Source organism: Myxococcus dinghuensis (assembly GCF_024198235.1).
GTDB lineage: Bacteria > Myxococcota > Myxococcia > Myxococcales > Myxococcaceae > Myxococcus > Myxococcus dinghuensis.
Genome location: NZ_JAKCFB010000004.1, coordinates 1 through 25285 on the forward strand (window position 1 = coordinate 1; position 25285 = coordinate 25285).

Annotated in this window: 24 protein-coding genes and 1 tRNA gene; 13 read left to right on the forward strand and 12 right to left on the reverse strand. The window is 70.5% G+C overall.

Annotation, left to right across the window (positions count from 1 at the left end):
- On the reverse strand, nucleotides 1-1354 hold a 1354-nt coding region (locus tag LZ198_RS07035; protein ID WP_323382086.1), incomplete at its 3' end, for an MXAN_5187 family protein.
- Nucleotides 1355-1498: 144 nt separating this feature from the next.
- Nucleotides 1499-1858, reverse strand: a complete 360-nt coding sequence (hpf, locus tag LZ198_RS07040; protein ID WP_253971113.1) for a ribosome hibernation-promoting factor, HPF/YfiA family — start codon at nucleotides 1856-1858, stop codon at nucleotides 1499-1501.
- 150 nt (nucleotides 1859-2008) lie between these two features.
- On the opposite strand from hpf, the gene LZ198_RS07045 reads away from it, so the two are divergent.
- Both LZ198_RS07045 and LZ198_RS07050 read left to right on the forward strand, forming a co-directional pair.
- On the forward strand, nucleotides 2009-2404 hold the full coding sequence (locus tag LZ198_RS07045; protein ID WP_253971114.1) for a response regulator: 396 nt from the start codon (nucleotides 2009-2011) through the stop codon (nucleotides 2402-2404).
- Between the two features lie 87 nt (nucleotides 2405-2491).
- Nucleotides 2492-2953, forward strand: coding sequence for a putative signal transducing protein (locus LZ198_RS07050; RefSeq protein ID WP_253971115.1), 462 nt, complete (start codon nucleotides 2492-2494; stop codon nucleotides 2951-2953).
- A gap of 16 nt (nucleotides 2954-2969) precedes the next feature.
- Here the strand turns inward: LZ198_RS07050 and LZ198_RS07055 are convergent, their stop codons facing one another.
- Both LZ198_RS07055 and LZ198_RS07060 read right to left on the reverse strand, forming a co-directional pair.
- On the reverse strand, nucleotides 2970-3929 hold the full coding sequence (locus LZ198_RS07055; protein WP_253971116.1) for an N-acetylmuramoyl-L-alanine amidase-like domain-containing protein: 960 nt from the start codon (nucleotides 3927-3929) through the stop codon (nucleotides 2970-2972).
- A complete protein-coding gene (locus tag LZ198_RS07060; RefSeq protein WP_253971117.1) occupies nucleotides 3926-4918 on the reverse strand; it encodes a HEAT repeat domain-containing protein in 993 nt (330 codons plus the stop codon). The genes LZ198_RS07055 and LZ198_RS07060 overlap by 4 nt, the downstream gene beginning before the upstream one ends.
- A gap of 151 nt (nucleotides 4919-5069) precedes the next feature.
- On the opposite strand from LZ198_RS07060, the gene LZ198_RS07065 reads away from it, so the two are divergent.
- Together LZ198_RS07065 and LZ198_RS07070 are read left to right on the forward strand one after the other, a co-directional pair.
- Nucleotides 5070-5387 carry a DUF4398 domain-containing protein gene (locus tag LZ198_RS07065; RefSeq protein WP_253971118.1) on the forward strand — a complete coding sequence of 106 codons (318 nt, stop codon included), beginning with the start codon at nucleotides 5070-5072 and terminating at the stop codon, nucleotides 5385-5387.
- A 17-nt stretch (nucleotides 5388-5404) separates the two neighbouring features.
- Nucleotides 5405-6829: an OmpA family protein gene (locus tag LZ198_RS07070; RefSeq protein WP_253971119.1), complete on the forward strand. Its 1425-nt coding sequence runs from the start codon at nucleotides 5405-5407 to the stop codon at nucleotides 6827-6829.
- 88 nt (nucleotides 6830-6917) lie between these two features.
- Here the strand turns inward: LZ198_RS07070 and truD are convergent, their stop codons facing one another.
- The 3 genes from truD to LZ198_RS07085 are packed head-to-tail and all read right to left on the reverse strand — an operon-like array spanning nucleotide 6918 to nucleotide 10286.
- Nucleotides 6918-7946 carry a tRNA pseudouridine(13) synthase TruD gene (truD, locus tag LZ198_RS07075; RefSeq protein ID WP_253971120.1) on the reverse strand — a complete coding sequence of 343 codons (1029 nt, stop codon included), beginning with the start codon at nucleotides 7944-7946 and terminating at the stop codon, nucleotides 6918-6920.
- Entirely contained in the window at nucleotides 7943-9265 is a 1323-nt protein-coding gene (locus LZ198_RS07080; protein WP_253971121.1) for a DUF4388 domain-containing protein, read from the reverse strand. The genes truD and LZ198_RS07080 overlap by 4 nt, the downstream gene beginning before the upstream one ends.
- A gap of 7 nt (nucleotides 9266-9272) precedes the next feature.
- Nucleotides 9273-10286, reverse strand: coding sequence for a DsbA family protein (locus LZ198_RS07085; RefSeq protein WP_253971122.1), 1014 nt, complete (start codon nucleotides 10284-10286; stop codon nucleotides 9273-9275).
- A 57-nt stretch (nucleotides 10287-10343) separates the two neighbouring features.
- On the opposite strand from LZ198_RS07085, the gene LZ198_RS07090 reads away from it, so the two are divergent.
- Both LZ198_RS07090 and LZ198_RS07095 read left to right on the forward strand, forming a co-directional pair.
- Nucleotides 10344-11411: an asparaginase gene (locus LZ198_RS07090; RefSeq protein ID WP_253971123.1), complete on the forward strand. Its 1068-nt coding sequence runs from the start codon at nucleotides 10344-10346 to the stop codon at nucleotides 11409-11411.
- Between the two features lie 53 nt (nucleotides 11412-11464).
- Nucleotides 11465-12376, forward strand: a complete 912-nt coding sequence (locus LZ198_RS07095; RefSeq protein WP_234064885.1) for a GGDEF domain-containing protein — start codon at nucleotides 11465-11467, stop codon at nucleotides 12374-12376.
- Between the two features lie 6 nt (nucleotides 12377-12382).
- On the opposite strand, the gene LZ198_RS07100 is transcribed toward LZ198_RS07095, so the two are convergent.
- Nucleotides 12383-13951: a HEAT repeat domain-containing protein gene (locus LZ198_RS07100; RefSeq protein ID WP_256559360.1), complete on the reverse strand. Its 1569-nt coding sequence runs from the start codon at nucleotides 13949-13951 to the stop codon at nucleotides 12383-12385.
- 153 nt (nucleotides 13952-14104) lie between these two features.
- Here LZ198_RS07100 and rpsU point away from each other — a divergent pair, with 153 nt between their 5' ends.
- From rpsU to LZ198_RS07130, 6 genes are all read left to right on the forward strand, one after another.
- A complete protein-coding gene (gene rpsU / locus LZ198_RS07105; RefSeq protein ID WP_002614080.1) occupies nucleotides 14105-14299 on the forward strand; it encodes a 30S ribosomal protein S21 in 195 nt (64 codons plus the stop codon).
- A gap of 107 nt (nucleotides 14300-14406) precedes the next feature.
- Nucleotides 14407-14865: a GatB/YqeY domain-containing protein gene (locus LZ198_RS07110; RefSeq protein WP_253971125.1), complete on the forward strand. Its 459-nt coding sequence runs from the start codon at nucleotides 14407-14409 to the stop codon at nucleotides 14863-14865.
- 341 nt (nucleotides 14866-15206) lie between these two features.
- Nucleotides 15207-17015: a DNA primase gene (gene dnaG, locus LZ198_RS07115; protein WP_253971460.1), complete on the forward strand. Its 1809-nt coding sequence runs from the start codon at nucleotides 15207-15209 to the stop codon at nucleotides 17013-17015.
- Between the two features lie 92 nt (nucleotides 17016-17107).
- Nucleotides 17108-19234, forward strand: a complete 2127-nt coding sequence (gene rpoD / locus LZ198_RS07120) for an RNA polymerase sigma factor RpoD (protein WP_253971126.1) — start codon at nucleotides 17108-17110, stop codon at nucleotides 19232-19234.
- Nucleotides 19235-19315: 81 nt separating this feature from the next.
- Nucleotides 19316-19708: an MGMT family protein gene (locus tag LZ198_RS07125; protein ID WP_253971127.1), complete on the forward strand. Its 393-nt coding sequence runs from the start codon at nucleotides 19316-19318 to the stop codon at nucleotides 19706-19708.
- Between the two features lie 79 nt (nucleotides 19709-19787).
- A tRNA-Ile gene (locus LZ198_RS07130) sits at nucleotides 19788-19860 on the forward strand.
- Nucleotides 19861-19882: 22 nt separating this feature from the next.
- Here LZ198_RS07130 and LZ198_RS07135 read toward each other — a convergent pair.
- The 3 genes from LZ198_RS07135 to LZ198_RS43620 all read right to left on the reverse strand — a co-directional run bounded on the left by LZ198_RS07135 (nucleotide 19883) and on the right by LZ198_RS43620 (nucleotide 22623).
- On the reverse strand, nucleotides 19883-21088 hold the full coding sequence (locus LZ198_RS07135) for a lipase family protein (RefSeq protein WP_253971128.1): 1206 nt from the start codon (nucleotides 21086-21088) through the stop codon (nucleotides 19883-19885).
- Nucleotides 21089-21352: 264 nt separating this feature from the next.
- Complete coding sequence (locus LZ198_RS07140; RefSeq protein ID WP_253971129.1) at nucleotides 21353-22237, reverse strand: MBL fold metallo-hydrolase; 885 nt, start codon at nucleotides 22235-22237, stop codon at nucleotides 21353-21355.
- Between the two features lie 20 nt (nucleotides 22238-22257).
- Nucleotides 22258-22623 (reverse strand): cupin domain-containing protein, encoded by a 366-nt coding sequence (locus LZ198_RS43620; protein WP_256559340.1) that lies wholly within the window; start codon nucleotides 22621-22623, stop codon nucleotides 22258-22260.
- A 111-nt stretch (nucleotides 22624-22734) separates the two neighbouring features.
- Between LZ198_RS43620 and LZ198_RS07150 the strand changes: the two genes are divergently transcribed.
- Complete coding sequence (locus LZ198_RS07150; RefSeq protein ID WP_253971131.1) at nucleotides 22735-23730, forward strand: LysR substrate-binding domain-containing protein; 996 nt, start codon at nucleotides 22735-22737, stop codon at nucleotides 23728-23730.
- Nucleotides 23731-23907: 177 nt separating this feature from the next.
- On the opposite strand, the gene LZ198_RS07155 is transcribed toward LZ198_RS07150, so the two are convergent.
- Nucleotides 23908-25146 carry an FAD-dependent oxidoreductase gene (locus LZ198_RS07155; RefSeq protein WP_253971132.1) on the reverse strand — a complete coding sequence of 413 codons (1239 nt, stop codon included), beginning with the start codon at nucleotides 25144-25146 and terminating at the stop codon, nucleotides 23908-23910.
- Between the last annotated feature and the right edge of the window lie 139 nt (nucleotides 25147-25285).

A 25285-nucleotide genomic window follows, 5' to 3' on the forward strand; every position in this document is an offset into this window, starting at 1 on the left:
GGCGAGCGACGACAGCGGCTACTACAAGCTGTGGTTCGACGGCGTGAAGGTGCTGGAGCAGTACAACCTGGTCACCACCGTGGCGGACGACCGCGCCTTCCAGTTCCGCGCCGCCGAACGGGCTCGGCGCGGCAGCCGGAGCGCTGGCGAAGGGGCTCGGCGCGGGGGCCGCGGCGGCGAAGGGGTCCGGCAACGGCCCCGGGGTGGGTGCCGGGGGCTGGGGCTGCGGCGCGACGTGGTGCTGCGGCGCGTGGGCGGCCATCGCGGCCGACAGGCTCAACGTGTCCGAGGAGCCCTGCACCTCGTCACCACCGCTGGCGCGGGCGCCGCCGCCCATCACCACCGTCCACACGAGCGTCAGCGCGAGCAGGCCCGCGAGGCCCATGAGCGCGGTCTCCTGGTACGCGGCGAGCGCGCCCAGCACGGGCTGGGTGCCCGCCACCGCGAACACCTCCAGGCCGGTGCCCTCCAGCGCGCGGCGCGAGCCCACGGCCAGGGGCGCCTTGCCGCCCATGAAGTCTCCGTCCGTCAGCATCGGCAGGGCGATGGGGCCCAGCGTCTGCAGGCTGCCCGTCTTGAGCACCACGCCGGTGGCGTTCGCGGCGACCTTCGCCAGGGCGCCCTCCGCGAGCAGCTTCTCCGGTCCCGCGGCCTGCGCCAGCGCGTCGCCCTTCACCAGCGCGAGCGCGGAGACACCCGAGGCCTGCACCGCGGCCTCCAGCGCGCCCTCGTCGAGCAGGGGCGCGCCCACCACCAGGGTCACCGCCGGCTGCATCCCGAAGTCACCGCCCCACAGTACGGGCACCGCGGCGAACACGTGCTGCGCGCCCAGCGCGTCCACCACCGACGTCCCGGCCTTGGCCAGCGCGGCGACGTCCAGCTTCGTGGGGTCGGACGAGGGCTCCGCCCCCGCGACGGCGTGGAACGCGGCGTCCGGCGCCACGAGCGCCACCACCGCGCCCTTGAGCTCCTTGGGCAGCACCGCCTCCGCGGCGGCGCGCACCGCGCCGAAGCGCTCGGCGGTCAGCGGCAGCAGGGCGCCCTTGTCCTCGTCGCGGTCCTTGTCCTTGCTGCCATAGCCGTAGGTCGGCTTCGGCGGGGTGGCCGGCTTGGGCGGCTGGAGCGCGTGGACGGCGGACGCGACCTCCGGGGAGGAGGCCAGCTTCAGCGCCAGCGACTGCACCTCGGCGCGGCGGGCATCGGCGCGACGGACGACGTCGGCGATACCGGTGGCGGCCTGGGCCGCTGCCCCCTCCGCCGCGCGCGCACGCAGCGGTCCCGACAGCACCGGGAGGTGAGCAAGCCCCAGTCCGATGACCAGGAACGCGAAGAGGAGGAACTTGAGGCGGACCATCGCCGTCCTTTAGCCCATGGGTGAAGGCTTCCGCTTATAGCGTTCACCATTCAGCCCCAGCAAGATTCGGGCATCGGACATCTGTGGCCCGGCCGCCCGGTGGACGACCGGGAAGGCCGGACCCCTCCTCTCGGGTTCTCGCACCTAGTAGGTGGGAACGTTGGCCGCCACGTCGTCCGGCAGGCCGTCGGTATGCACGTCGCGGCGCTTGTCCACGGCGCGCTTGAGGCTGCGCTCCAGCCGGTCACGCGCCGCGTCGATGGCGTGTAGCAGCGTCTCCGCCGTCTCCGTGACGTGGATCGCCGCGAAGTTGGGCATGTGCACCGTCACCCGGCACTCCTTGTCCACGCCGCCCTTGGGGCCGTTGATGTCCACCAGCGAGATGTCGATCTCCGACGCCTCGTCGTCCGCGTACCGCGCGACGTGCCGCACCAGGTGCTCCTGCGCGTACTCCTTCAACGAATCCGTCAGCGTCAGATGCACTCCCCGCATCAACACCTTCATGCATTCACCTCCAGGGCCCAAAGATGGACAGTGCTCGGCCCGGGGGTGAGGGGGGCCGCGCCGCTCCCCTGCCCTCCGGCCCGGGAGACGACACCCCGCCCGGCCTCCCCTGGCGGACGTTTCACCCCGGGCCCAGGGTTTCCCAGACACATGGGTGCCGACCGAATCAAGGTCCTCCTCGTGGAGGACGACGGGGACAGCCGGGAGCTGCTGGCGGAGCTCCTGGAGTTCGAGTTCGAGGTGGTGACCGCGGCCGACGGGCTCGCCGGCTTCCGGGCCTTCGAGAGCGAGCGCCCGGACGTGGTGGTGACGGACGAGTCCCTGCCCGGGCTGAGCGGCACGGAGCTGGCGCGCAAGGTGAAGGCACAAGCGCCCCACACGCGCATCATCCTCGTGTCCGGCTACACGCAGGTCCCCGGCGCCGAGCTCTGCGACCTGATGCTGCGCAAGCCGCTCGACGTGGAGCGGCTGAGCCGGGAGGTGGGCCGGCTGGGCGAGGTGGCCCGCCAATGGCTGGGGGGCTCCGAGGAAGAAGCCCGGCAGTGAACGGAGCGCCCGCCCCCCGGTGCCGCTCCCGGATGCCGGCCCTACTATGTCCCTCCAGGACGACCACCACGAGCAGGAGGGAATGCCATGAAGTACTGCACCCGATGCGGCTCGGAGTACCAGGAGGGCGTGGAGGAGTGCGCCGACTGCCCGGGCAATCCCCGCCTGGTGAGCGCGGAAGAGATGCGCAGCCGGGGCCTGCCGCTGCCCCACGAGTTGGACAAGCGCGTCTTCGTGCGCGCGGGCACCGCGGAGGACCCGCTCACCGTGGAGGCCTTCGTGGAGCTGCTCGAGGACGCGGACATCCCCGTCTTCGTGCGCGCGGGGCGCTCGGGCGTGGTCGACAAGCTGACCACCGGCAACCTGTTGCCCTGGTGGGAGATCCTCGTCCCGGAGGAGCACCAGGCCCGCGCCGCGCGGCTCCTGGAGCAGGAGCGCGTCCGGGAGGACGCCACCTACGACGAGGCCGCCCAGGCCGCCGAGGAAGAGGAACAGGAGAACGAGGCCCCCGCTCCCGTCCCGGCCCCGCCCCCTCCACCCGCCGTCTGACGCCGAGGCGCCGCCTTCAGGGCGAGCGCACCACCGCGCCCGGCTGGGGAGCCTCCGGCCGGCGCGCCTCGAAGAGGCTCACCCCCGTCACCCGCCACTTCGCGTAGCGCCCGTTGCGGGCGAGGAAGGTCTCGAGGTCCTCGTCCACCACGCGGTTGTAGCCCCCGCGCGACGCGTGGCGCAGGTACGTGCGCTGCTTGCGTTGCACGACGAAGCCCAGGTGCGTCACCCGCGTGGCCTTCAGGGGCAGGTCCTCGCGCAGCACGACGAGGATGGTGCCCGAGGGGATGGCGCGCGCGTGCGCCATGACGTGCTCGAGCGGCAACATGTTCAGCGCGTACGTCCCCACCACCTGCCGCTCCGGCGGCAGCTGCAGCGCCTGGGACGAGCGCGACTGCCACGTGTGCCGGGTGAGCGTCTTGGTGACCTCCACCGCGTCCGCGCCGCCCAGCCGCCGCGTCACGTCGACGAGGAAGCCCTTGCGCACGTTGTTGGGCAGCCACTGGGCTTCCATCAGGTGGTTGCGGTCCTCGTACGTGGGCGTGCTCGCGTAGCGCAGGTGCTCCAGCAGCGGCGCGACCTCCGCGTCCGAGCGCGCCATGCCCAGCGCCAGCGACTGCTCGACGAAGGTGAGGCAGTCCACCGCGTCCAACCGGAAGGTGGGGTCGGGGTCCACGCCGGAGCCCTCGCCCAGGGGCGACAGTTGGTAGGGCGTGTCGAGGAAGCGCTCGCTCATCGTCAGCACGCGCTCGGGCAGGGGCGCGTCGGCGGCATCCGCCACGAGCGCGGCGCGCGCCTCGGGCGACAGGCCCACCCAGCCGTTGGGGCGCCGGGGCGTGGCCGTGGCGGACTGGGCCTCGACGGCGCCGGAGCGCAGCACCTGCCGCGCGCCGGGAGGAGGCGTGGACGACTTCGACTTCGCGGCCGCCGGCGGCTGCGTGAGCAGCGCCGCGGCCAGCACCGCGGCCAGCATCATTTCGCCACACCCGCCCGGCGGAGGATGGCCTTGCGACGGTCGTCCTGGAGCTGGAGCGTCTCGAGCTCCTTCTCGTACGCGAGCTTGTCGCTGGTGTTCGCGTTCCACGAAGACACCACCAGCCAGTCCAGCATGGTCGCGTCGCCGCCCTGGTACAGGATGCGCGCGGCGCCCGCCGCCAGGCTCCGGTCCTTGTCGTCCAGCAGCGGCTTGAGGGCGGGGGCGGACTTCTTCGCGGACACGCCCTCGTACAGCTCCAGCCCCTGGCGCCGCACGAAGCGGTCCTCGGACGCCAGCAACTTGCCGGCGAAGGCGAAGCCCTCCGGCGCGCCCAGCCGGCACAGGCCGCGCGCCGCGGCGAAGCGGGTCCCTTCCGAATCCCCCGCCAGGAACTCCTTGAGGGCCTTGCCCTGCTTCGCGTCGCCGGAGTCCCCCACGGCGGTGAGCATGGCGGCGCGGACCTCCAGCTCCTGCTCCTGCTTGGCCGCGGCGATGAGCACGCGCCCCACCTTGGGGTTGCGCGCGGCGCCGAGCGCCTTCGCCGCGTCACGGCGCACCCCGCTGCTCTTGTCGTCCAGCAGCGGGAGGAGCACCTGGACGTTGCGGCTCTTGAGCCGGCCCAGGCCCTGCGCGGCGTACATCCGCACCGTGCTGTCGTCGTCCCCCGCCAGCCGCGCCAGGGTGGGCTCCGCGGCGCGTGTCTCCAGCCCGGCCAGCACCGCCGCGAGGTTGCGACGGGGGCGCTCGTCCATCACCCTGCGCAGCGCCTCGTTGATGACCTCCGCGGCGTAGGGCTCCTCGCCCAGGTAGCGCAGCCGGGAGACCGCGGCGGGGACCGGGCCCCCCTGGATGACGCCCACCACCACCTGCTCGGACTCGGCGCGGCGCCCCATGCGCTTCTGGGCGGCCGCGGGCCCCGCCACCGCCAGGGAGGACGACAGGAGCGCTGCGAGGAGGAGCGGTAGGACGGAGCGGACGGGCAGGCGCACGAGGAGCCCACGATGGCAAGCGCCGCGCCGGTCGTCAAAGTCCCCGCGCCCGGCCGCCCTTCCCGCCTCCGGAGGTCTGCCCGATTCTTGACCCCCCAAGAGGCGATTGATACGACCGATGCATTTCTCCCTCCTCTAGAGGCGCCACCCTATGAAGAAGCTGACGGTGCTGGTGGCGGTGGCGGGGGCGCTCGCCGCATGCGGCCCCGTGAAGTCCACCGCGAACATCCTCGACGCCGAAGTGCAGATCCAGGCGGCGCGCACGGCTGGCGCCGACAAGCTGGCGCCCTACGAGTGGACCGCCGCCAACCTGTACCTCTCCAAGGCGCGCGAGGAGGTGGGCTACTCCGACTACCAGGCCGGCGTGGACTTCGCGGTGAAGGCCTCTCGCTTCGCCAACGAGGCCCGCGAGAAGGCGATGTCCGTGGCCGGCAGCTCCGACACCGGCGACCGCGGCCCGAACCCGTGACGCACCGAGCGCTCCCGATGACGCGTTCCTCCCTTGCAGCGCTGCTCCCCCTCCTCCTCACCCTCAGCTGCGTCAGCGGCAGCAAGCTCCGCGCGGACACGCAGGTGCTCGCCGCGGACGTCGAGCGCGCGCGCCGCAGCGGCGCCCTGCGCTGCGCCCCCGTGGAGCTGGCCACCGCCGAGGCCCACCTCGACTTCGCCAAGGGCGAGCTGAGCCAGGGCAACAGCGGCCGCGCCGCCTTCCACGTCCGCGAGGCCGACACGGCGGTGGACCGGGCGCTGGAGCTTTCCAAGAACTGCGGCCCCCGCCAGGTGCTGGTGCGCGAGCGCCCCGAACCGCAGCAGCCCCAGCCGCAGCAGCCCCAGGTCCAGGAGCCCCAGCCGCAGCAGCCCCAGGTCGTGGTCCGCATCGAGGAGACGGACAGCGACGGGGACGGCGTGCTGGACAAGGACGACCCCTGCCCCGACCAGGCGGAGGACAAGGACGGCTTCCAGGACGCGGACGGCTGCCCGGATCCGGACAACGACAACGACGGCATCCTCGACGTCAACGACAAGTGCCCGGACCTGGCCGGCGTCGCGGAGAACCAGGGCTGCCCGGCGGAGGCCCCGAAGGATCGCGACGGCGACGGCATCGTGGACCCGCTGGACAAGTGCCCCGACCAGCCCGAGGACAAGGACGGCTTCCAGGACGAGGACGGCTGCCCCGACCTGGACAACGACAACGACGGCATCGTCGACACCGCGGACAAGTGCCCCAACGAGGCCGGCTCGATGCAGAACATGGGCTGCCCGGACCGGGACGGCGACGGCGTCAACGACAGCGCGGACAAGTGCCCGGACGAGCCGGAGGACAAGGACGGCTTCCAGGACGAGGACGGCTGCCCCGACCTGGACAACGACGCCGACGGCCTGGCGGACGCCCAGGACAAGTGCCCGAACGAGGCCGGCCCGCCGGAGAACAGCGGCTGCCCGGACAAGGACACGGACAACGACGGCGTGGTGGACCGGCTCGATGCGTGCGTGGACCAGCCCGGCACCAAGGAGGAGCGTGGCTGCCCGAAGGTCTACAAGAACGTCGTCATCAAGCGCGACCGCATCGAGATCAAGAAGCAGATCCTCTTCGGCTCCGGCTCAGCGAAGATCATCGGCAAGCAGAGCACGGCCATCCTCGACGACGTCGCCGCGGCGCTGCGCGACGCCTCGTGGATCAAGAAGATCCGCATCGAGGGCCACACGGACTCGCTGGGCAAGGACGAGACGAACCTCAAGCTGTCCCAGAAGCGCGCGGACGCGGTGCTGGCGCAACTGCTGCGCCGTGGCATCGACCCGGGCCGGCTGGAGGCGGTGGGCTTCGGTGAGACCAGGCCCATCGGCCTGAACACCACCAAGGCGGGCCGCGCGCAGAACCGCCGCACCGAGTTCAACATCGTCGACCAGTGAACACCGGGGAGCCGGCCCACGCGGCCGGTTCCCCAACCCCGCACAGCGCCAGCGCCTCCCGGGGCCACCCGCGGAGACGCTTCGCGTTTCAGTCGTCCTTGAGCAGCTCGTGCAGCACCTCGGTCGCGTAGGCGCCCCGAGGCAGCTCGAAGGTGAGCCACACGTCCTCGCCCTCCGGGACGAGCTCCGCGGCGCCCAGCCGGACGCGGTACGGGCGGCGACCACCCTCCGTCTCGCCCCCGCCCCGGCGGAAGTCGTCGAGCGTCACGCCCTCCTCCGTCAGCAGGCCCGCCTCCAGCACGGCCACCTCGCCCGCGGACGCCGTCATCTTCGGGCCGAAGAGCGGGCCCGCCGGACTCACCTCGAAGGCGGCCACGCGCGGCCCATCCACCTCGGGCGACTCGCACACGAAGAGGCCGCCCGTCTCCTCCTTGCGCAGCACGTCGCCCGCGAGCGCCGAGGACACCGTGCCGGCGCGCACCCGGGCCGCCAGCGCGCGGTTGAACAGGCGCGACTGGAAGGCGGAGAGGTACAGCTTGCGCTGGAAGCGGTCCGGCCGCTTCGGCAGCCGCTGCCCCAGCACCAGCAGCCGCCCCAGGTCCGCGTTGTCCCCCGCGCGGCCGAAGCGCTGCTCGCCGAAGTAGTTGGGCACCCCCCCGGCCGACAGCCGCGCGAAGGACTCCCGCGCCGCGCCCAGGTCGCGCACGCCGCGCAGCCGCAGCCGGAAGCGGTTGCCCTTGAGGTGGCCGGTCCGCAGCTTGTTGCCGTGGCGGCGCGCCCAGTGGACGGTGACGCCCTCCAGCGCGAACTCGCCCAGCCGGCTCTCCGCCTTCGCGGGCACGGAGAGGAGCTGCCGGGTGACGGCCTGCCGGTCCTTCATGCCCGCCACGCCGATGTCGTCCTCGGCCACGCCCAGCGCGGCGGCCAACGCCCGCACCACCTCGCGCGTGTCGCGGCCCCGCTTCTCCACCCACAGGTAGAGGTGCTCCCCCTCCCCCGAGGGCAGGTAGGCCGGCAGCTCCTCCACCTCGAAGTCCTCGGGGACCAGCTTGAACGCACCCCCAGAACCCGGCACGTCGGAGGTGAGCCGGGGAAGCGAATCTGTCTGCGTCGTCACGATGCCTCGAGGGTGGCCAGCAGTTCCTTCACGCGCCGGGCGAGGTCCTCGTCCGCGCGGGACTCCAGCAGCTCACCGGCCTGGAACAGCAAGAAGAACATCACGTCACTGAGCGCCTGCCTGAAGGAGGCCTGCGGCTCGCTGCCCAGCAGGGCCCGGTGTCGCTCGAAGCCCTCCATCAGCTTCGCCTCCGGCAGGCTCCCATCCGCGACGAAGGACAGGCCCTCCAGGACCGGCGACGCCGACAGCGCCTGCCCCACGAGCGCGGCGTTGGCCGCGGCGATGAACTCGCGGTCCATGCCCTGCTTGGCGACCTCGTCGCGGATCTCTCGGAAGATGAAGTTGAACACGCGCGCCACCGGGCGCACGTCCACCACCGCCGGGGCCGCGGCCGCCTTCGCCACCGGCTGCGCCTGCGCCAGGCCCGGTCCCGTGGGCCCCGGCTGCGCGGGCACCAGCAGCGGCTTGTCCGTCACCGCCGCGAAGCCTCCCTCCAGCAGCCGGAAGACCACCTTGGTGATGTCGAACTCGCCCAGCCGGGCCGCGTGGCCCAGCTCGAGGATCGTCCGGCGCCCATCCAGCATCCCCAGGACGCGGTCCTCCTCCTCCTCCAGCTTGCCGTCGGACGGGCGCTTGCGCGCCACATAGAGGCGGCCGTGGGGGATGCGCTTCCGGAAGTGCGCCATCTCGTCGATCTTCCGGATGCTGTCCATCAGCAGGCTCTGCGTGGACAACTGCAGCGTGTGGCCCGCCTTCTCGTCCACCGGCTGGTCGATGAGGAAGAAGCTCCCCTCCCGGCACAGGACGATGGCGTGGAAGATCTCACTCACCTGGTGCGTGACGCACTTGAACAGGTCATGCGCCTGCAGCAGGCCCTTCTCCACCAGCGCGCGGCCCACCTTGGACGGCGGCTGGCCCTTGAGGGCGGCCTCCACCTGCGCGCGGTCCACGTAGCCCAGCCGGACCAGCAGCTCGCCCAGCCGGTCCGCCGGATCGTCCGACGAGGCGCCGCGCACCTCGCCGTCCCGGAACGTCACCGAGCGCTCCCCGCCCGGGGCGTGCACCCGGATGATGCCGCTCCAGCGCGACTGGCTGAGGAACGCCATCAGGTCCGACAGGGGGAAGCCGCTGGCGTCGCCCGTCAGCACCACGCGCGGCGGAGCGATGGCGCCGCCCTCGCAGGGCCCTCGCGAGAACACCAGCAGGTCGGGCGACGTCGGCATCAACGCGTACGTCCCCGAGCGCCCCGCCAGCGGCGAGGGGTTCTGTCGCTCCTCGGGGACGAGCTGCCCCGCGTCGATGCGGAACCGTTGCGTCATGCCCGCGTCAGTCCGCGTCCGGCGCCCAGGCGTTCTTGTTCGACACCCACTCCAACTCGTCCTGGAGGCTGTGGTTGAGCAGCTCTTCCTGGACGAAGGAGAGGTCCACCGCGCGGCCATTGAAGTAGACGGACGGCGTGCCCGTCAGCCCCGCCGCGCGGCCCTGGCCCCGGAAGCCCTCCAGCTCCGACTTGTAGGTGTCCGAGCGCAGCACCGCCTCCAGCCGCTCCCCGTCCATCCCCAGCGACTTCGCCAGCGCGACGAGCGCCTCGGGCTTGAGGTTCTCCTGGTGCGAGAAGAGCGCGTCGTGCATCTGCCAGAACCTGCCCTGGTCGCGCGCCCACAGCGCCGCCTGGGCCGCGGGCACCGCGTTGACGTGGTTGGACAGGGGGAACGGCAGGTAGCAGAAGCGCACCTGGGAGGCGTTCTTCTTGGCGAAGGCCTCCAGGACGGGGCGGGCCTTGGCGCAGTAGGGGCACTCGAAGTCGGAGAACTCCACCACCGTCACCGGCGCGGAAGGACTGCCCATGCACATCCGCTCGTCGACCTTGAACTGCGCCCGCTGCTCGCGGAAGCCACCGTAGTACTGGGACAGCGCGACGATGACCTCCGTCGCGGGGCTGCCCTCGGCCACCATGCGCGCGGCCACCTGCGTCATCCGCTTGGCGTGCCGGCAGGTCGTGTGGGCCTTCAGGCAGGCGCCCAGCGTGTGCGGGCAGCCGCAGTAGCAGAACTCGTCGCTGAGCACCGTGGCCAGCTCGCGCCGGGCCGCCGGGGAGAGGGACGAGAAGTCCATGCCCGGGATTCCGGCGAGCGCGGCGGCGGGATCCGCGGCCGGGGCGGCCGTCTCCGGAGCCGCGGGCACCGGGGCGGGGGTGGGCGCCGGCTTGGCGGCGGGGGGCGGGGTGGTGGGGGCGGAGCCCTCCGGGTTCTTGCAGCCCGGGCCCGTCAGCGCCACGGCCGCCAGCAGGGGAACGACACGCTTCCAGCAGGAGAGGAGCACGCCGCGGGTCTTAGCCACGCGCGCGGGGCTTGTAAAGCAACGCCCGCCTCTGGCAGGGAAGCCTCCCTGCCCATCATGCCCAGAGTCCTGCTGCTGCATACCGGAGGCACGCTCGGGATGGCCGGAGGCCGCCCCTCCGCCCTGCGCCCGGCTGCCTTCTTCAAGATGCTCAAGGCGCGCGCGCCGGAGTTGTTCGAGCTCGCCGACCTCGAGTTCCAGCTCTTCAGCAACGTGGACAGCTCCGAGATGCAGCCGGAGCTGTGGCAACGCATGGCCGCCCACCTCCACGAACAGCTCCCCTCCTTCGACGGGGCCGTGGTGACCCATGGCACGGACACGCTCGCCTACACGGCCAGCGCCCTGTCCTTCATGCTGCGCAACCCGCCCTGCCCCGTGGTGCTGACGGGCTCGCAGCGCCCGTTGGGCGAGGTGCGCTCGGACGCCCGGCTCAACCTCATCGACGCGGTGCTGTCCGCCGTGCAGGGGCCGCGCGAGGTCACCATCTGCTTCGACTCGCACCTGTACCGGGGCAACCGGGCGCGGAAGATGAAGGTGGCCGAGTACGACGCCTTCGACAGCCCCAACTGCCCGGTGCTCGGGACGCTGGGCGTGGACGCCACGTTCGAGCCGGGGCTGCGCCCCCGGGGCGCCTTCCGCCTGTATGACGCGCTCGACCCGCGCGTCTTCCTCCTCAAGGTGTACCCCGGCCTGGACCCCGCCCTGCCCCTCCAATTGCTGCCACACGTCCGGGGGCTGGTGGTGGAGGCCTACGGGGCCGGCAACTTCCCCATCGCCCCGGAGCTCGGGCGCTCGCTGCTGCCGCTCTTCACCCAGGCGCGCGAGCGCGGGGTCCCCGTGGTGGTGGTCAGCCAGGCCTATCGCAACGGCGTGGATCTCAGTCTCTACGAATCCGGAGCAGCGGCCCTGGGCCAGGGGGCGGTGGGCGGAGCGGACATGACCCCCTCGGCCGCCCTGGTGAAGCTGATGCAGGGGTTGGCCTACCACCCGCGCTCGCCCGAGGCCCTGGCGCGCTTCATTCAAACCCCTGTCGCCGGGGAGCTGACCGTCGCCGGCCCGACAATCCGCCCCCCGGCGGCCTCCGGCGCGGCGCGGCGGGGCCGCATGAAGGGGAAACGCGAGTAAGCCGGAAGCGTGCTTGCCGCCGCGAAAAAACGGCCCGTAAGATGGGTGATGCGATGTCCGAGGAGAAAACTTCCGTCCATTCCATTTCGGACCTGCTGGGCAGTGCCCAGCGGCAGAGCGCTTATCTGATCGTCATCAGCGCCAAGTCCGCGGCGGGCATCGGCCGGATGTTCAAGCTGGACCGCTCCGAGGTCGTGATGGGGCGCAGCTCGGAAGCGCAGTTCCAGGTGGAGGACGACGGCATCTCCCGCAAGCACGCCAAGGTGGTGGCGCTGGGCGACGGCCGCTTCCAGTTGGTGGACCTGGCGAGCACCAACGGCACGTACCTCAACGGGCTGAAGGTCAACGCCGCGCCGCTCTACGACGGCGACAAGATCCAGATCGGCTCCAACACCGTCCTCAAGTTCTCCATCCAGGACGAACTGGAGGAGCAGTACCAGCGCAGCATCTACGAGTCCGCCACCCGCGACGGCCTCACCCGCGTCTACAACAAGAAGTACTTCCTGGAGACGGTGCGCAAGGAGTTCAGCTACTGCCTGCGCCACCGGGTGCCGCTGTCGCTGGTGCTGTTCGACGTGGACCACTTCAAGAAGATCAACGACGCGTACGGCCACCCCGCGGGGGACTACGTGCTCACGCGCATCGCCCAGCGGGTCAGCGACACGGTGCGCACCGAGGACCTGCTGGCCCGCTATGGCGGAGAGGAGTTCGCGCTGATGCTGCGCGAGTCCGCCGAGGACCAGGCCCTGGCGTGCGCGGAGCGCTGCCGGCACGCGGTGGACAAGGCGGACTTCGTCTTCGGCGGCACCCCCATCAAGGTGACCATCAGCCTGGGCGTGGCCACGCTGCTGGACTCGGACTTCTCCCAGCCCGAGGACCTCATCGCCGCGGCGGACAAGTACCTGTACCGGGCCAAGCGCGCGGGCCGCAACCGCGCGGACGCCAAGGCCATCAGCGGGCCGTGACGGCCGTCACAGCCTGAAGCCCAGCCGCCGCAGCCCCTCGCGGGACACGTGCTGGACGTGGGTGTCCGCGTCGCGGGCCACCGCGTCGGAGAGCGCCGCCGCCGCGTGGGGCCCGCCCAGCCGCCCCAGCGCGAGCGCGGCGGCCACGCGCACGTCCGCCACCGGATCCTCCCGCAGGCACGAGGCAAGCACCTTCACGTGCGCCGCCTTGCCCACGACCTCCAGCGCGCGCGCCGCGGCGGCCCGGACGACGGGGTGGTCCGACCCGAGCAGCTCCGCGGCCGTGTCGCCGCGGGTGGACTGGCGCTGACCGGCCACCACCTCCAGCGCGGCGGCCACCACCTCCGGCGCCGGGTCCTCCAGGGCGCGGGACGTCGCGTCCAGCACCTCCGGCCGGCGCACCGACAAGGCCCCCATCACCCGCACCGCCCCCGCGCGCAGCTCCGGCCGCGCGTCGCGCAGGTAGGGCATCAACCGCTCCACCCGGATCTGCTCGCTCTCGCGGCAGTCGGCGAGCGCCTCCAGCGCCTGACCCCGCACCTCGGCCGGCTGGAGCGTGTCCCCCACGACCCCCATGAGGAACACGGCGCAGCCCTTCTCCCGCGCCATCGCCTCCAGCCAGGGGCGGGACAGGGCCGCGTCGCGCCGCTCCAGGCTCCGCTCGGCCGCGGCGGCGAGGGACACACCCTCCGCCTCCGCCAGCCGGCGCGCCGCCGACTGGCGCACCTTCGCGTCCGGGTCCTGCAGCGCGCGCTCCAGCTCCTTGCGCGCCAGGGGGCCGTAGACGCCCAGCGACAGCACCGCCGCGTCCCGCCGCCGCGCCTCCGCGGCCGTCAGCTCCGGCTGGAGCGTCTCCAGCTCCCGCGAATACACCGCGAAGAGGCGGTTGATGCGCGCCTCGTCCGCGGGCCTCGCGTCCTCCAGCAGCAGCCGCCCCACCGACGTGCGCTGCCGCGAGGCCACCGACATCAGCGCCGCCGCGCCAATCGCATCCGACGTCTCCGGTCGCGCGCCCATGGCGTCCAGCAGCACCCGCGCCGGCTTGCGGCCCAGGAAGCTCGAGAGGTGGGTGAGCGCCGGCCCCCGCGCGCCCACGTCCTCCGAGTACAGCTCCAGCTCCAATGCCTGACGGATGGCCTCGCGCCGCGCCCACACCCGCGCCGCGGCGTCCGCGCCCCGCGCGCCCGCGTCCCGCAGGAAGTTCGCGGACGACTGCTGCGACTCCGCCGCCACCCGCGCCGCCGTGAGGCACGCGTCCAGATCCGCCGACGGGGGCGTGCTCGCCACCCACTCGGCCAACAACCGCCGTTCGGAGATGCCCCGGCTCCGGGCGTCCACGCGCACCGCGGCCCACCGCACCCGCCAGTCGGGGTCCTTCCGCGCGGAGAGCAGCGCGTCGCGCGGCGGCGGGCGCAACTGGGCCAGCGAACCCACCCAGGAGTCCACGCGCCCGCCTGACAGGCAGCTTCCACACACACGGGCCCGCTGGCCGCGCTCCGCGACGTGCCGCTGGCAGGAGTTCCAGCACTCGGTCGTGCCGGTGCTCGCGCGCGGTCCGGCCGCCAGCAACACCATGAGGAGAAACGCAGGGCTCACGAAGCGGACACTCTAGTTCAATCCCACCCCGCTTTTCCGTCCGGCGTCCTTGCGTTTTGCCCGCCGCTGGGACATACCCGCTCCCCCTAAGCGGTCAGCACACATCTACGCATGGCGGAAGGAGGTGAACGCATGCCCGGTATCCGAGTGAAGGAGGGAGAGTCCATTGAGAGCGCCCTCAAGCGCTTCAAGAAGGCCACTGAAAAGGCCGGAATCCTTTCCGAGATCCGCAAGCGCGAGCACTACGAGAAGCCTTCCGTGAAGCGGAAGAAGAAGGCCCTCGCCGCCAAGAAGCGCGCGGTGAAGAAGGCCCGCAAGTCGTTCTAGTCGCGAGGCCGGTGTCGTGAGGACCGGGGCGCCGTTGGTCGGTCAGGCGCCCTGGTTCCCGCCGTCCAGTCCCCCCGAAGCACCGCCAATCGAATACGGAGTCGCCCATGGCCACCCTCAAGGAGCGGATCGACGCGGACCTGAAGGACGCGATGCGGTCCAAGAACGAGCTGAGCACCAGCGTGCTGCGGATGCTCAAGAGCGCCATCAAGTACAAGGAAGTGGAGCCCGGCGCCTCCGCCCTGGACGACGGCGGCGTGCTGACCGTCATCGGCGGCCTCATCAAGCAGCGCCGCGACTCCATCGACCAGTTCAAGGCCGGTGGCCGCGCCGACATGGCGGAGAAGGAAGAGGCGGAGATCTCCGTCCTCCAGAACTACCTGCCCAAGCAGCTCACCGCCGACGAGCTGGCCGCCGAGGTCCAGGCCGCCATCGCCGAGGTGGGTGCCAAGAGCCCCAAGGACATGGGCGCCGTGATGAAGAACCTCTCGCCCAAGCTCCAGGGCAAGGCCGAGGGTCGCGCCATCTCCGAGGCCGTCAAGGCGCAGCTGGCGAAGCTCGGCTGACCCCGCCGTCGTTGCTCCCACCCGCGCCCGGGGCCTCCGACAAGGTACGGAGCCCCGGTGTGGGTGGGTGGCCTCGGGTCGAGCGGAAACTTGCTCCCCCGGCCCCCCGTCATTAAGTGCCAGGGCCAGCCCTCGGGGCGCCCTCCCTTCCGGGAGCGCGCCGCACGGGCCGCAGGAGCCCCCACCGTGTCCCCCACGACGAACGCCCCACCGCCCCGCCCGTCCGCCACCCGCCAGGGTCAGGTGATGCTGCGGGTCGGGCGCCGGGCGTCCGACGTCAGGCTCGGCTGTCAGGATGCCGGGTCGAACCCCGCCTGGGGGCGGGACGAGGGGTGGCGACCGTGATCCCGGAGCACAAGATCCAGGAAGTCCTCGAGCGCGTGGACCTGGTGGGCCTCATCTCCCGCCACGTGGAGCTGAAGAAGGCCGGGCGCGAGTGGAAGGGACGCTGTCCGTTCCACCAGGAGAAGACGCCGTCCTTCTACGTGGTGCCGGAGAAGCGCTTCTATTTCTGCCACGGCTGCCGGGCGAGCGGCGACGCGGTGTCCTTCGTCCAGCGCTACCTGGGCAAGACGTTCCTCGACGCGGTGCGGGACCTGGCCCGCGAGCTGGGCATCGACCTGGAGGCGCAGCAGGACCCGGGCATGCGCGAGCGCCAGCAGATCAAGGACGCCACGGACCTGGCCGCCGAGCACTTCCGCTCGCTGCTCTGGCACCAGGACGAGGGCCGCGCCGCCCGGGCGTACATCGCCAGCCGGGGCGTCTCCGAGGAGACGGCGCAGGCCTTCGGCCTGGGCTGGGCCCCCAACGCCTGGAGCCTCCTGGCCGAGCGCTGCCAGAAGACGGGCATGCTCGAGTGGGCGATGAAGGCCGGGCTCGTCCTCAAGCGCAACAGCGGCGACGGCTGCTTCGACTTCTTCCGCAGCCGGCTGATGGTGCCCATCCGCGCGCCGGAGGGCCGCCCCATCGCCTTCGGTGGCCGGCTGGTGGGCGCGGAGGAAGGCCCCAAGTACCTCAACTCGCGCGAGTCGCGGCTCTACAACAAGAGCGACACCCTCTTCGGCATGGACCTGGCGCGCGACGAGGTGCGCAAGCGCAAGGCCGCCGTCCTGGTCGAGGGCTACTTCGACTGCATCGGCCTGCACCAGGTGGGCGTGCGCCACGCGGTGGCGCTGTGCTCCACCAACCTCACCGCGGGCCACATGCAGGTGCTCAAGCGCGGAGAGGCCCGGGAGCTCGTCCTCCTGCTGGACGGGGACTCGGCGGGCCTCGCCGCCATCGAGCGGCTCGCCGGGCCCCTGCTCGCCGCCGGAGCGACCGCCCGGGTGGCGCTGCTCCCCCAAGGGGATGATCCGGACACGTTCGCGCGTCGTGAAGGAGCGGCCGGCGTGGAGAAGCTGCTCGAGGACGCTCACCCGCTCACCACCCACCTGTTCGCCACCCTGCTCCCCCAAGGGAAGTCGGCGAGCTTCGAGGAGAAGATGGCGGCACTGGAGCGGCTCAAGCCCGTGGCGGCGCAGGTCCCCGTGGGCCTCGTGCGCTCCACCCTCTTCGCCGCCCTCTCCGACCACTTCGGCTGGCGCCCCGCGGACGTCGAGGCTGCTTTGCGCAGCAAGGTTCCCCCCAAGCCCGCGCCGGCGGCCCACGGCCCCGCGCCCCACACGCCCGCTCGCCCGCCCGACGAGAAGCCACCTCCGCCCATGGAGGCGCTCTACGTGGCCACCGTGCTGCGCGACCCGCAGCTCCTCTCCCGGGACGTCTTCCGTGTATGTGACGAGCTGTCCCACATGGGGCTGCGCATGGCGCTCGCGCACGCCACGTCCGGCCAGGGCACCCAGGACGCCCTCTTCGAGGCCTCCGAGGGAATCAAGCGCGCCATCGAGACCGCCTGGCGTCAGCTCCCCGCGGAAGGCCAGGAGCTGGAGCAGGCCTTCAGCGCCATCTGTCGGGAAATCATGGTGCGGCGGATCGACGAACGCCTCACATATATAAAGCGCGCGACGGAACAGACGCCCGGGGCGTTCGACCTGACGGAGGAGACGCGACAGCTGCTCGCGGAGCGCGTGGAACTGCTGGCGCTCAAGAAGCGTGTCCTGGAGGAGCTACGGCCCTCTGGCGCGGGAACAAAGGCGCCCATGCAACCGGTTTGAGTTCGCGTTTGTAAGAAACCCTGACTTTGCGGTAGATCGGCCGGCTCGCCCCAGGCCTCAAGCCCCTGAATTTCTTAAGGAGAAGTACCCGAATGCCGACGCAGAAGCCCTCGAAGGCGTCCGTGAAGCCCACCAAGAAGAAGGTGGATCCGGTGATCCGCAAGAAGAAGGCTCCGGACAGTCCCGCGGCGAAGGGCGCTGGGGTGAAGGCGGGCGCGGAGGAGACGGAGGAGGTCTCCGCGAAGGAGGTCGTGGCCGAGGCCGTCGAGAAGACCAAGAAGAAGAAGGGCGTGGCCGCTGTCGCCGAGGACGTGGATCCCGAGGAGGCCGCGGAAGAGGCCGCCGCCGCCGTCGAGGTGGATCCGGACGCCGTCGAGGACGACGTCGAGGAGGATCCGGTCGCCGAGCGCAAGGAGGTCAAGGACCTGCTGGCCGCTGGCCGCGAGAAGGGCTTCCTCACCTACGACGAGGTGAATGACGCGCTGCCCGCCGACATCGTGTCGTCCGATCAGATCGACGACGTGATGAGCATGTTCGGCGACAACGACATCGAGATCGTCGACGCGCAGAAGGCCGCCCAGAACAACGAGATCAAGCCCACCGTCACCGTCGAGGAGGAGAAGGAAGACGTCGACGAGGACGAGAAGGACGAGGACGACGAGCCGGGCGGCAAGTCGAACGACCCGGTGCGCCTGTACCTGCGCAAGATGGGCAGCGTCAGCCTGCTCACGCGCGAGGGCGAGGTGGAGATCGCCAAGCGCATCGAGGAGGGCGAGAAGGAGGTCCTCCGGGCGCTGCTGGCGTGCAAGGTGGCGGTGGAGGAGATCCTCGACATCGGCAACCGGCTGAAGTCCGCCAAGCTGCGCGTGCGCGACGTCATCAAGGACGCGCCGGAAGAGGCCCAGTCCGAGGGCGGCGACGAGGCGCCTGAGGAGGCCGGCGAGGGCGAGGCCCCGGCGCAGCTGGCCCAGAGCGAGCTCAACAAGATCGAGCAGATCTGCAAGCAGATCGAGCGCTTCCGCAAGTTCGCCAAGGACTGTGAGGTCCTCGAGGAGGAGCTGGCCTCGAAGAAGAAGCTGACCGAGGTCCGCAAGAAGGAACTGAAGCAGGAGATGAAGGACCTCCGGACCAAGATGATGGAGGTCCTGGAGGAGATGCGGCTGAACAAGAAGCAGGTGGACCGCATCGTCCTGAACCTGAAGTCCCTCATCGAGCGCGTCGACAAGGCCGAGGACGAGCTGCGTGACCTGGAGCGCCGCTACGGCATCTCCATGAAGGAGCTGCGCCCGCAGCTCAAGGAGTCGCGCGAGAACCCGAACATCGGCAAGAAGCTCCAGAAGCAGCTCAACCTCACGCCCGAGCAGCTCGAGGTCCTGGACCGCGACGTGCGCACGGCGGTGCGGAAGATCAAGAAGGTCGAGGAGGAGGCCAACCTCCCCGTCGAGGCGCTGCGCCGCAACTACGACGCCATCCGCCTGGGCGAGAAGCGCGCCGAGCGCGCCAAGAGCGAGCTGGTGGAGGCGAACCTGCGCCTCGTGGTCTCCATCGCGAAGAAGTACACGAACCGCGGCCTGCAGTTCCTGGACCTCATCCAGGAGGGCAACATCGGCCTGATGAAGGCGGTGGACAAGTTCGAGTACAAGCGCGGCTACAAGTTCTCGACCTACGCCACCTGGTGGATCCGTCAGGCCATCACCCGCGCCATCGCGGACCAGGCCCGCACCATCCGCATCCCGGTGCACATGATCGAGACCATCAACAAGCTCATCCGCACCAGCCGCTACCTCGTGCAGGAGATTGGCCGCGAGCCGACGCCCGAGGAGATCGCGGAGAAGATGGAGCTGCCGCTCGACAAGGTGCGCAAGGTCCTGAAGATCGCCAAGGAGCCCATCTCCCTCGAGACGCCCATCGGCGAGGAGGAGGACAGCCACCTGGGCGACTTCATCGAGGACAAGAGCCTCGTGTCGCCGGCGGACGCGGTCATCAACATGAACCTGGCCGAGCAGACGCGGAAGGTGCTCGCCACGCTCACCCCGCGCGAGGAGAAGGTGCTGCGCATGCGCTTCGGCATCGGCGAGAAGTCCGACCACACGCTGGAAGAGGTGGGCCAGGACTTCGAGGTGACGCGCGAGCGCATCCGTCAGATTGAGGCCAAGGCGCTGCGCAAGCTGCGTCACCCGAGCCGCTCCAAGCGCCTGCGCTCCTTCGTGGAGAGCTGACGCCCGTCGCCACGCCGTGACGGCCCAAAGGCCCCCGCTCCTCCATGGACCGGGGGCCTTCGTGTTTCTACAGTCCAGCCCGTGGCCCCTCCGCGCGCGAAGAAGACGAAGCCAGCTCCCGAGGCGAAGACGAAGCCGCCGTTCACGGAGGCGGTGTGGCGCGCGGTGCGCTCCATCCCACGCGGCGAGGTGCGCTCGTATTCGCAGATCGCCCTCTACGCGGGGCGGCCGGGTGCGGCGCGCGGCGTGGGGCGGGAGATGTCGACCCTGCCCTCCGGGCGCGAGGTGCCGTGGTGGCGGGTGACGCGCGCCGGGGGCCTGCTGGCGCCCACGGTGGCGGCGGAGCAGGCCCGCAGGCTGCGTGCCGAGGGAGTCACGGTGGAGCAGCGTGGGCAGACGTACCGGGTGAAGCCCGCGGCCCAGCCCCCTCCCCCGCCGTCCACGCGAGCGAAGCGGGGGCGCCCGGCGGGCTGAGCCGTCCGCCCCCGCGGCCCCTTGCCAGCGGCGCGTGCCCGGCGATATGCAACCGGGCGCGCGGGTGGTTCACGCATGAGGGCCCTTAGCTCAGCGGTTAGAGCTGTCGGCTCATAACCGATTGGTCCCCGGTTCGAATCCGGGAGGGCCCATTCCCCTCTACTCCTCGCGGCGTCATGCCGAGCTGCGCACCGCCTGGGGCGCGGCGGCCTCCGGCGAGGCGGACATCAGGCTGACCTTCGACTTCGCTGCCGTGGGAGACACCCCGAAGAAGGAGTCGTAGGCCGTGGTGTGCTGCTCCCCCACCGTCTTCATGAAGTCCAGGAAGTTGCTCGGCTGGGCTGGCAGCGGCGACGGCGTGAACATCTGCGAGGGCAGCCGGACGTAGGGATTCGGATCCGGCAGCAGTTGGTAATTCTGCTGGATCGCGCCGTAGACGAGGTTGGCGTCGAGCCCCTTGTAGCCGGTGAGCGGGCCGTAGAGTGTCTGGCAGGACTGGTCCTTGACGTAGTCCCACACGACGTCGTTCTGCACGGTGTCCGGCTGGACGTTCATCAGGTTGGTCCAACCGTGCGGCACCACGTCGTACTGGTTCCAGATGACCTGGTTCCAGAAGCCATAGTTCGCGATGCCGTTGATCATCGTCTGGGGAAAGAGCGCGCTGAAGGCTTTGACGAACCCCGCGTCTCCGGTCGTGGGAGCGGCCGTCGGCAGCACGTAGAGCGCGCGCCACTTCATCACATCGAAGATGCTCTGATAGAGCCAGCGGGCCAGGGTCGGACAGAGCGAGCCCCCCAGGCTGTGCCCCGTGAAGATCAGCGTCGCCGAGGAAGACTCCTTCGTCCCCAGGAATGCCTGAAGCGATTGACTCGTCCGCGGGTCCACCATGTTCAACAGGTTCGTGGTCCCCAATGCGGCCCCCGCCGAGACATTCCCCACGTTGGACTGACTGGGGTTGGTGCTCTGCGTCGGGGTGATACCCATGGGGAAACCGACGGTGTTCGTGACGTTGTTGTCCAGGCAGTCCGTGTCGTACCAATTGTGCTTCGTGTCCGAGTTCCCGTTGGTGCCGGCAACGGCCACGACATAACAATCCGCTTGCGCGTTGTAGGCCGCGTACATGACGTTGTCAGCCACCTTGGACACCCTGGATTGGCCGGTGCAATCCTTGTCGGCCTGATAGACACAGGGTCCCCACACCCGCGTCCACGTCCCCAGTTGCTGAGCATTCTTCGTCAACGCATCGTCGAGGATCGGCCCCAACTGCTGCGCGATGTTGGAGGCCGTATCCTCCAGGTTCGAACCCAGACCGGAGAACCGAGACAACTGATACACCGTCTGGATGATGCTGTAGCTGCCTCCGGCATAGATTGGCTGCACGACCTTCATAGGAATGAACCTCCTGTAGGTGGTGATGATGGGTGTCCGGCGGCGTCAGTCCTCAGCAGAAGACATGCCAGCACGCCCGTCCCGAGAGGAATCAAGACAAACACACGCACCTCAGGAACCGTGCCATGCCTTTGACGTGTCAGCAGGGTCCTTGGACGCGTCAGCGGTGACGAAGCCAACGTCATTGCGGGCGTGCCACGTCCCAACCTCGAGCAGCGCATGCCCCCAGGTACGACCCGACCGGACCTCGCACAGTCAGGATCGGGCCTGCCAGGTCAACCACTCGCCTGGGCGTGCCAACTCCACGTCGACCTTCCGCTTGCGTGCGGTGGCCAGGAGTAGCGCTTCCACTCCCGGCACCTCCTGATAGTCCTCCGTCGACACGACGCCGTAGTGGATGGGCACGAGCAGCTTCGCCCCCAGCACGACCGCCGCGGCCACCGCCTGCTCCGGGGTCAGGACGGCATGCATTTCGCTCGCGGGCTTGCGCCAACCGAAGCGCGCCCCGTTGATGGGCAGGAAGGCCGCATCGAAGGGACCGAACTGTCGCCCGATGTGCCACCAGGCCCCGTGCCACAACGTGTCGCCGCAGTGGATGATGCGGCGACCTCCGCCGGAGACGACCCACGAAACCTGGGGATCCCCATAGCCGTCCGCCGCGGGGACGGCGGTGACGGTGAAATCGTTCAGGAGGAGAGGCTCATAGAGCGGTGCGGGCCGTACACGGAAGCCCGCAGCCGCGGCCAGCGTGGCCATGTCCGGCGAGCACACCAGCGTCCCCGTATCGCCCAGCACCTGACGGACAGCCAACCGGTCGAAGTGGTCGGAGTGTCGATGCGTCACCAGGACGAAGCGGTTCCCCCCACTCACATCCAGCGGGATGAGCGGGTCCTTCAACGCATCTCCCCACACGGTGGGGTCGGTCAGCGGGTCGAGGAAGAGCGTGTCCTGACCGAGTTTCAACCGGACACCGGCCCAGGCCATCCGCTGTGCGCGAAGCGCGGCGCTGTCGACAGGCGGAGACGCGCGGCTCGTGCCAGGGGGCACCCACACCGCCCCCGCGCCGAGCGCCACCGCCGCACGAAGGAAGTCCCGCCGGCCGGTCAACCGGGGCCGCGCCAACAGGGTCCGACGTTCCACACTCGAGGGCGCCATCGGGCTCACCGCCCCACCGAGGAGGCCACAGGATTGATGCCGAAGAGGCGCACGCCAATCTCGGTCCGCGGCTGATGCTGGCTCGTGGGTGAGAAGAACAGATACGACCCCGGGCCCAGTCGTTGTTCCCCCTCGATGAGCTCGCCGCTCACCACGAGGACCGCCTCGCCGGTGTCATGGACGTCGACGGAGGGCCACCGACTCCCAGGGGCCATGTCCACGACCCAGACCCGCACGTCAGGCGTACTCGGCAAGGCCCTCCGAAGGCAGCCGGGGCCGACGACGACCGGTTCGATGTCGTCGACGTGCACGAACGACCATGGGGATACGACAGGGTGCTGCGTCCTCGGCCAATTGTCTGGGTGGGGCATCCGTCCGCCCTCCGTGTAGTGGGGCGCCAACGTTAAGGAGCCTCGATTGATGAGTGCAGCGAAACGATTTCGAGATGATGCTGAACCCTGTTCATGTGAAGCTGGCTCCCCATGCTCGAGCTCCGTCACTTCAAGCTGATCGCCGCGATTTCCGACACTGGGAGTCTGGCCGCCGCGAGCATGAAGCTGCACCTCACGTCCTCGGCGCTGAGCCACCAACTCCGCGACGCAGAGGAGCGACTGGGCGTGCAGCTCTTCCAGCGCCGACAGCGCCGCCTGCTCCTGACCGGCGCGGGCGAGAAGCTGCTGCTCTCCGCGAGGAAGGTCCTGAACGAGGTCGCCCAGGCCGAGGCGGTCTGCCGCGGGCATCCGCAGGACGACCTGCTCCGGCTCAGCACGGGCTGTTACACCGTCTATGGCTGGCTGCCGCCCATCCTGGGGCAGTGGCAATCAGCGCACCCACGCGTCGAGCTGCGCATCGTCCTGGAGGCCACGCGACAGCCACTCGGGGCGCTGCTGAATGGCGAGCTGGACCTCGCGCTGACCACGGACGCCCCTCGGCATGCCCGTCTGGCGCGAACCCCGCTCTTCGATGACGAGCTCCTCTTGGTGGTCCCCGAGCCCCACGTGTTGACACGACGGGGGTACGTCACGGCACAGGACCTGGCGTCGGAGCACCTGCTCACCTATGCCGCGCCTCGGGAGCAGCTCGATGTCTTCACCCGCTTGCTCTGGCCCTCGGGCATCGAGCCGCAACGAGTCTCCCCCGTGCCGCTCACCGAGGCGCTGGTCGAGCTGGTGCGTGGTGGCATCGGGGTGACGGCGCTTCCCGATTGGATGCTGCCAGCCGATCTCCACGGATTGAGGACCCTCCGACTCACGCCCCGGGGCATCCGGCGCCGTTGGAGCGCCGTCACTCGCGCGTCCCGCCAGCGCCCTGCGCCACTGACCCACTTCATCCAGTTGCTCCGCGAGCGATACTCCCTCCATGGAGAGTCCGGCCCCCGGGCTGCTTCACGCCGGGGAGCACGACACGTGAACGACAAGCCACGGAGCCGCGCCCCCTCACCTGATGAAGGAGCCAGGACGCGCCCAGCCCGTGGTTGAAGCGCCACGAGCCGCCCGCTCCCGCTGGACACCAACACCGGCGGAAGTTCTCGGACGAGGCAGGCCAGCGCGTCGTGCCGCAGGCTGAAGCAATGACCGAGTTCGTGCGGCGTCGCCCCCGCGCCGGCCGCGGAGTTCGCCCAGTTGCCACCCTGCGCGACTGGGATTCACGACGCCTCAGTGCACGGGGGCCTCCGACGTGTGGACATGCTCGGGACGAATGCCGAGCCCCACGAGCCTCGCGGGGACGCGGCGCAACGGGGGGACGTGCTGGACGAGCCACAGTGGCAGCGGCAGCTTCCCGTTCCGCTTCGACGAAAGGCGTCCCAGCGAGGGGGCCAGGATGCGGTTCTGGATGAGCACCTGCAAGCCCTGGGTGACACGCATGGGCCACTCCCGACGCTCCTGAACCCGACGCAGGTCTCGGGTCGTCACACGCCCGGCGAGCAGGGGTGCCGCGAGGAGGTTCGCCGCCGCGACCGCGTCCTGCACCGCGAGGTTGATGCCCACGCCCCCCACCGGTGACATCGCGTGCGCCGCGTCGCCGATGCACAGCAGACCCGGGCGATACCAGGTGCGAAGCCGATCCACCCGCACCGTCAGCAGCTTCACGTCGTCCCAATCACGCAGCTCCCGGGTGCGGTCCGCGAGGAACGGCGCCACCGTCGCCAGGTCTTCCCGGAAGGACTCCAGCCCCAGGGGCTTGATCGACTCGAAGGAGCCCTTCGCGATGACCCGACCGCACTGCCACTGGTCCCCCCGGTTGATGAGGATGAAGATCTGTCCCTTTTCGTAGCGACCGATCGAATCCGTCGGGTCCCCTGGTTTCCGCGCGACGCGGAACCAGAGCACGTCCATCGGGGCGCCCAGCGTCTCCACTTCCATGCCGGCTCGCTGGCGCACCGTGGACGTCCTGCCGTCCGCCGCCACCACCAGCGTGGCGCGCACCGCCAGCGCCCCCTCGGGTGTGAGCGCCTTGATGCCGACGATGCGCCCCCGCTCGAACACCACCTCCGTCACTTCCGCGCACTTCCGGAGGTGGAAGCCTGGATACGCGCTGGCCTTGCGGACGAGGAAGTCGAGCAGGTCCCATTGCGGCATGAACGCGATGAACCGCGCATGCGTGGGCAGGTGGCTGAAGTCCCCCACCACCACATCGTGCGAGCCGCTCTGGAACCGCAGCATCGCGGCCTTCGTGTGGGGCAAGGCGAGCAGTTCGTCCAGCCAGCCCAGCTCGTGCATCAACTCCAGCGTGGACGGGTGAATCGTGTCGCCCCGGAAGTCGCGCAGGAAGTCCGAGTGCTTCTCCAACACCGTGACGTCCACCCCCGCGCGAGCGAGCAGCAAACCCAGCATCATCCCCGCTGGGCCTCCGCCGACGATGCAGCACCCCGTCGTGAGCGTCTCGTCAGTCATCTCGTGTCCCCCTGCCCGTTCTCGTGGGCTTGCCGACATCCCCAGCCCGCGCGGGAGGAAGGATGAGCCGAGGCATGAGCCTCGTCTACCCATGGGAATCGAATGCCGCCGCCTTCGCGGAGATCGAAGCCGTGGCGAG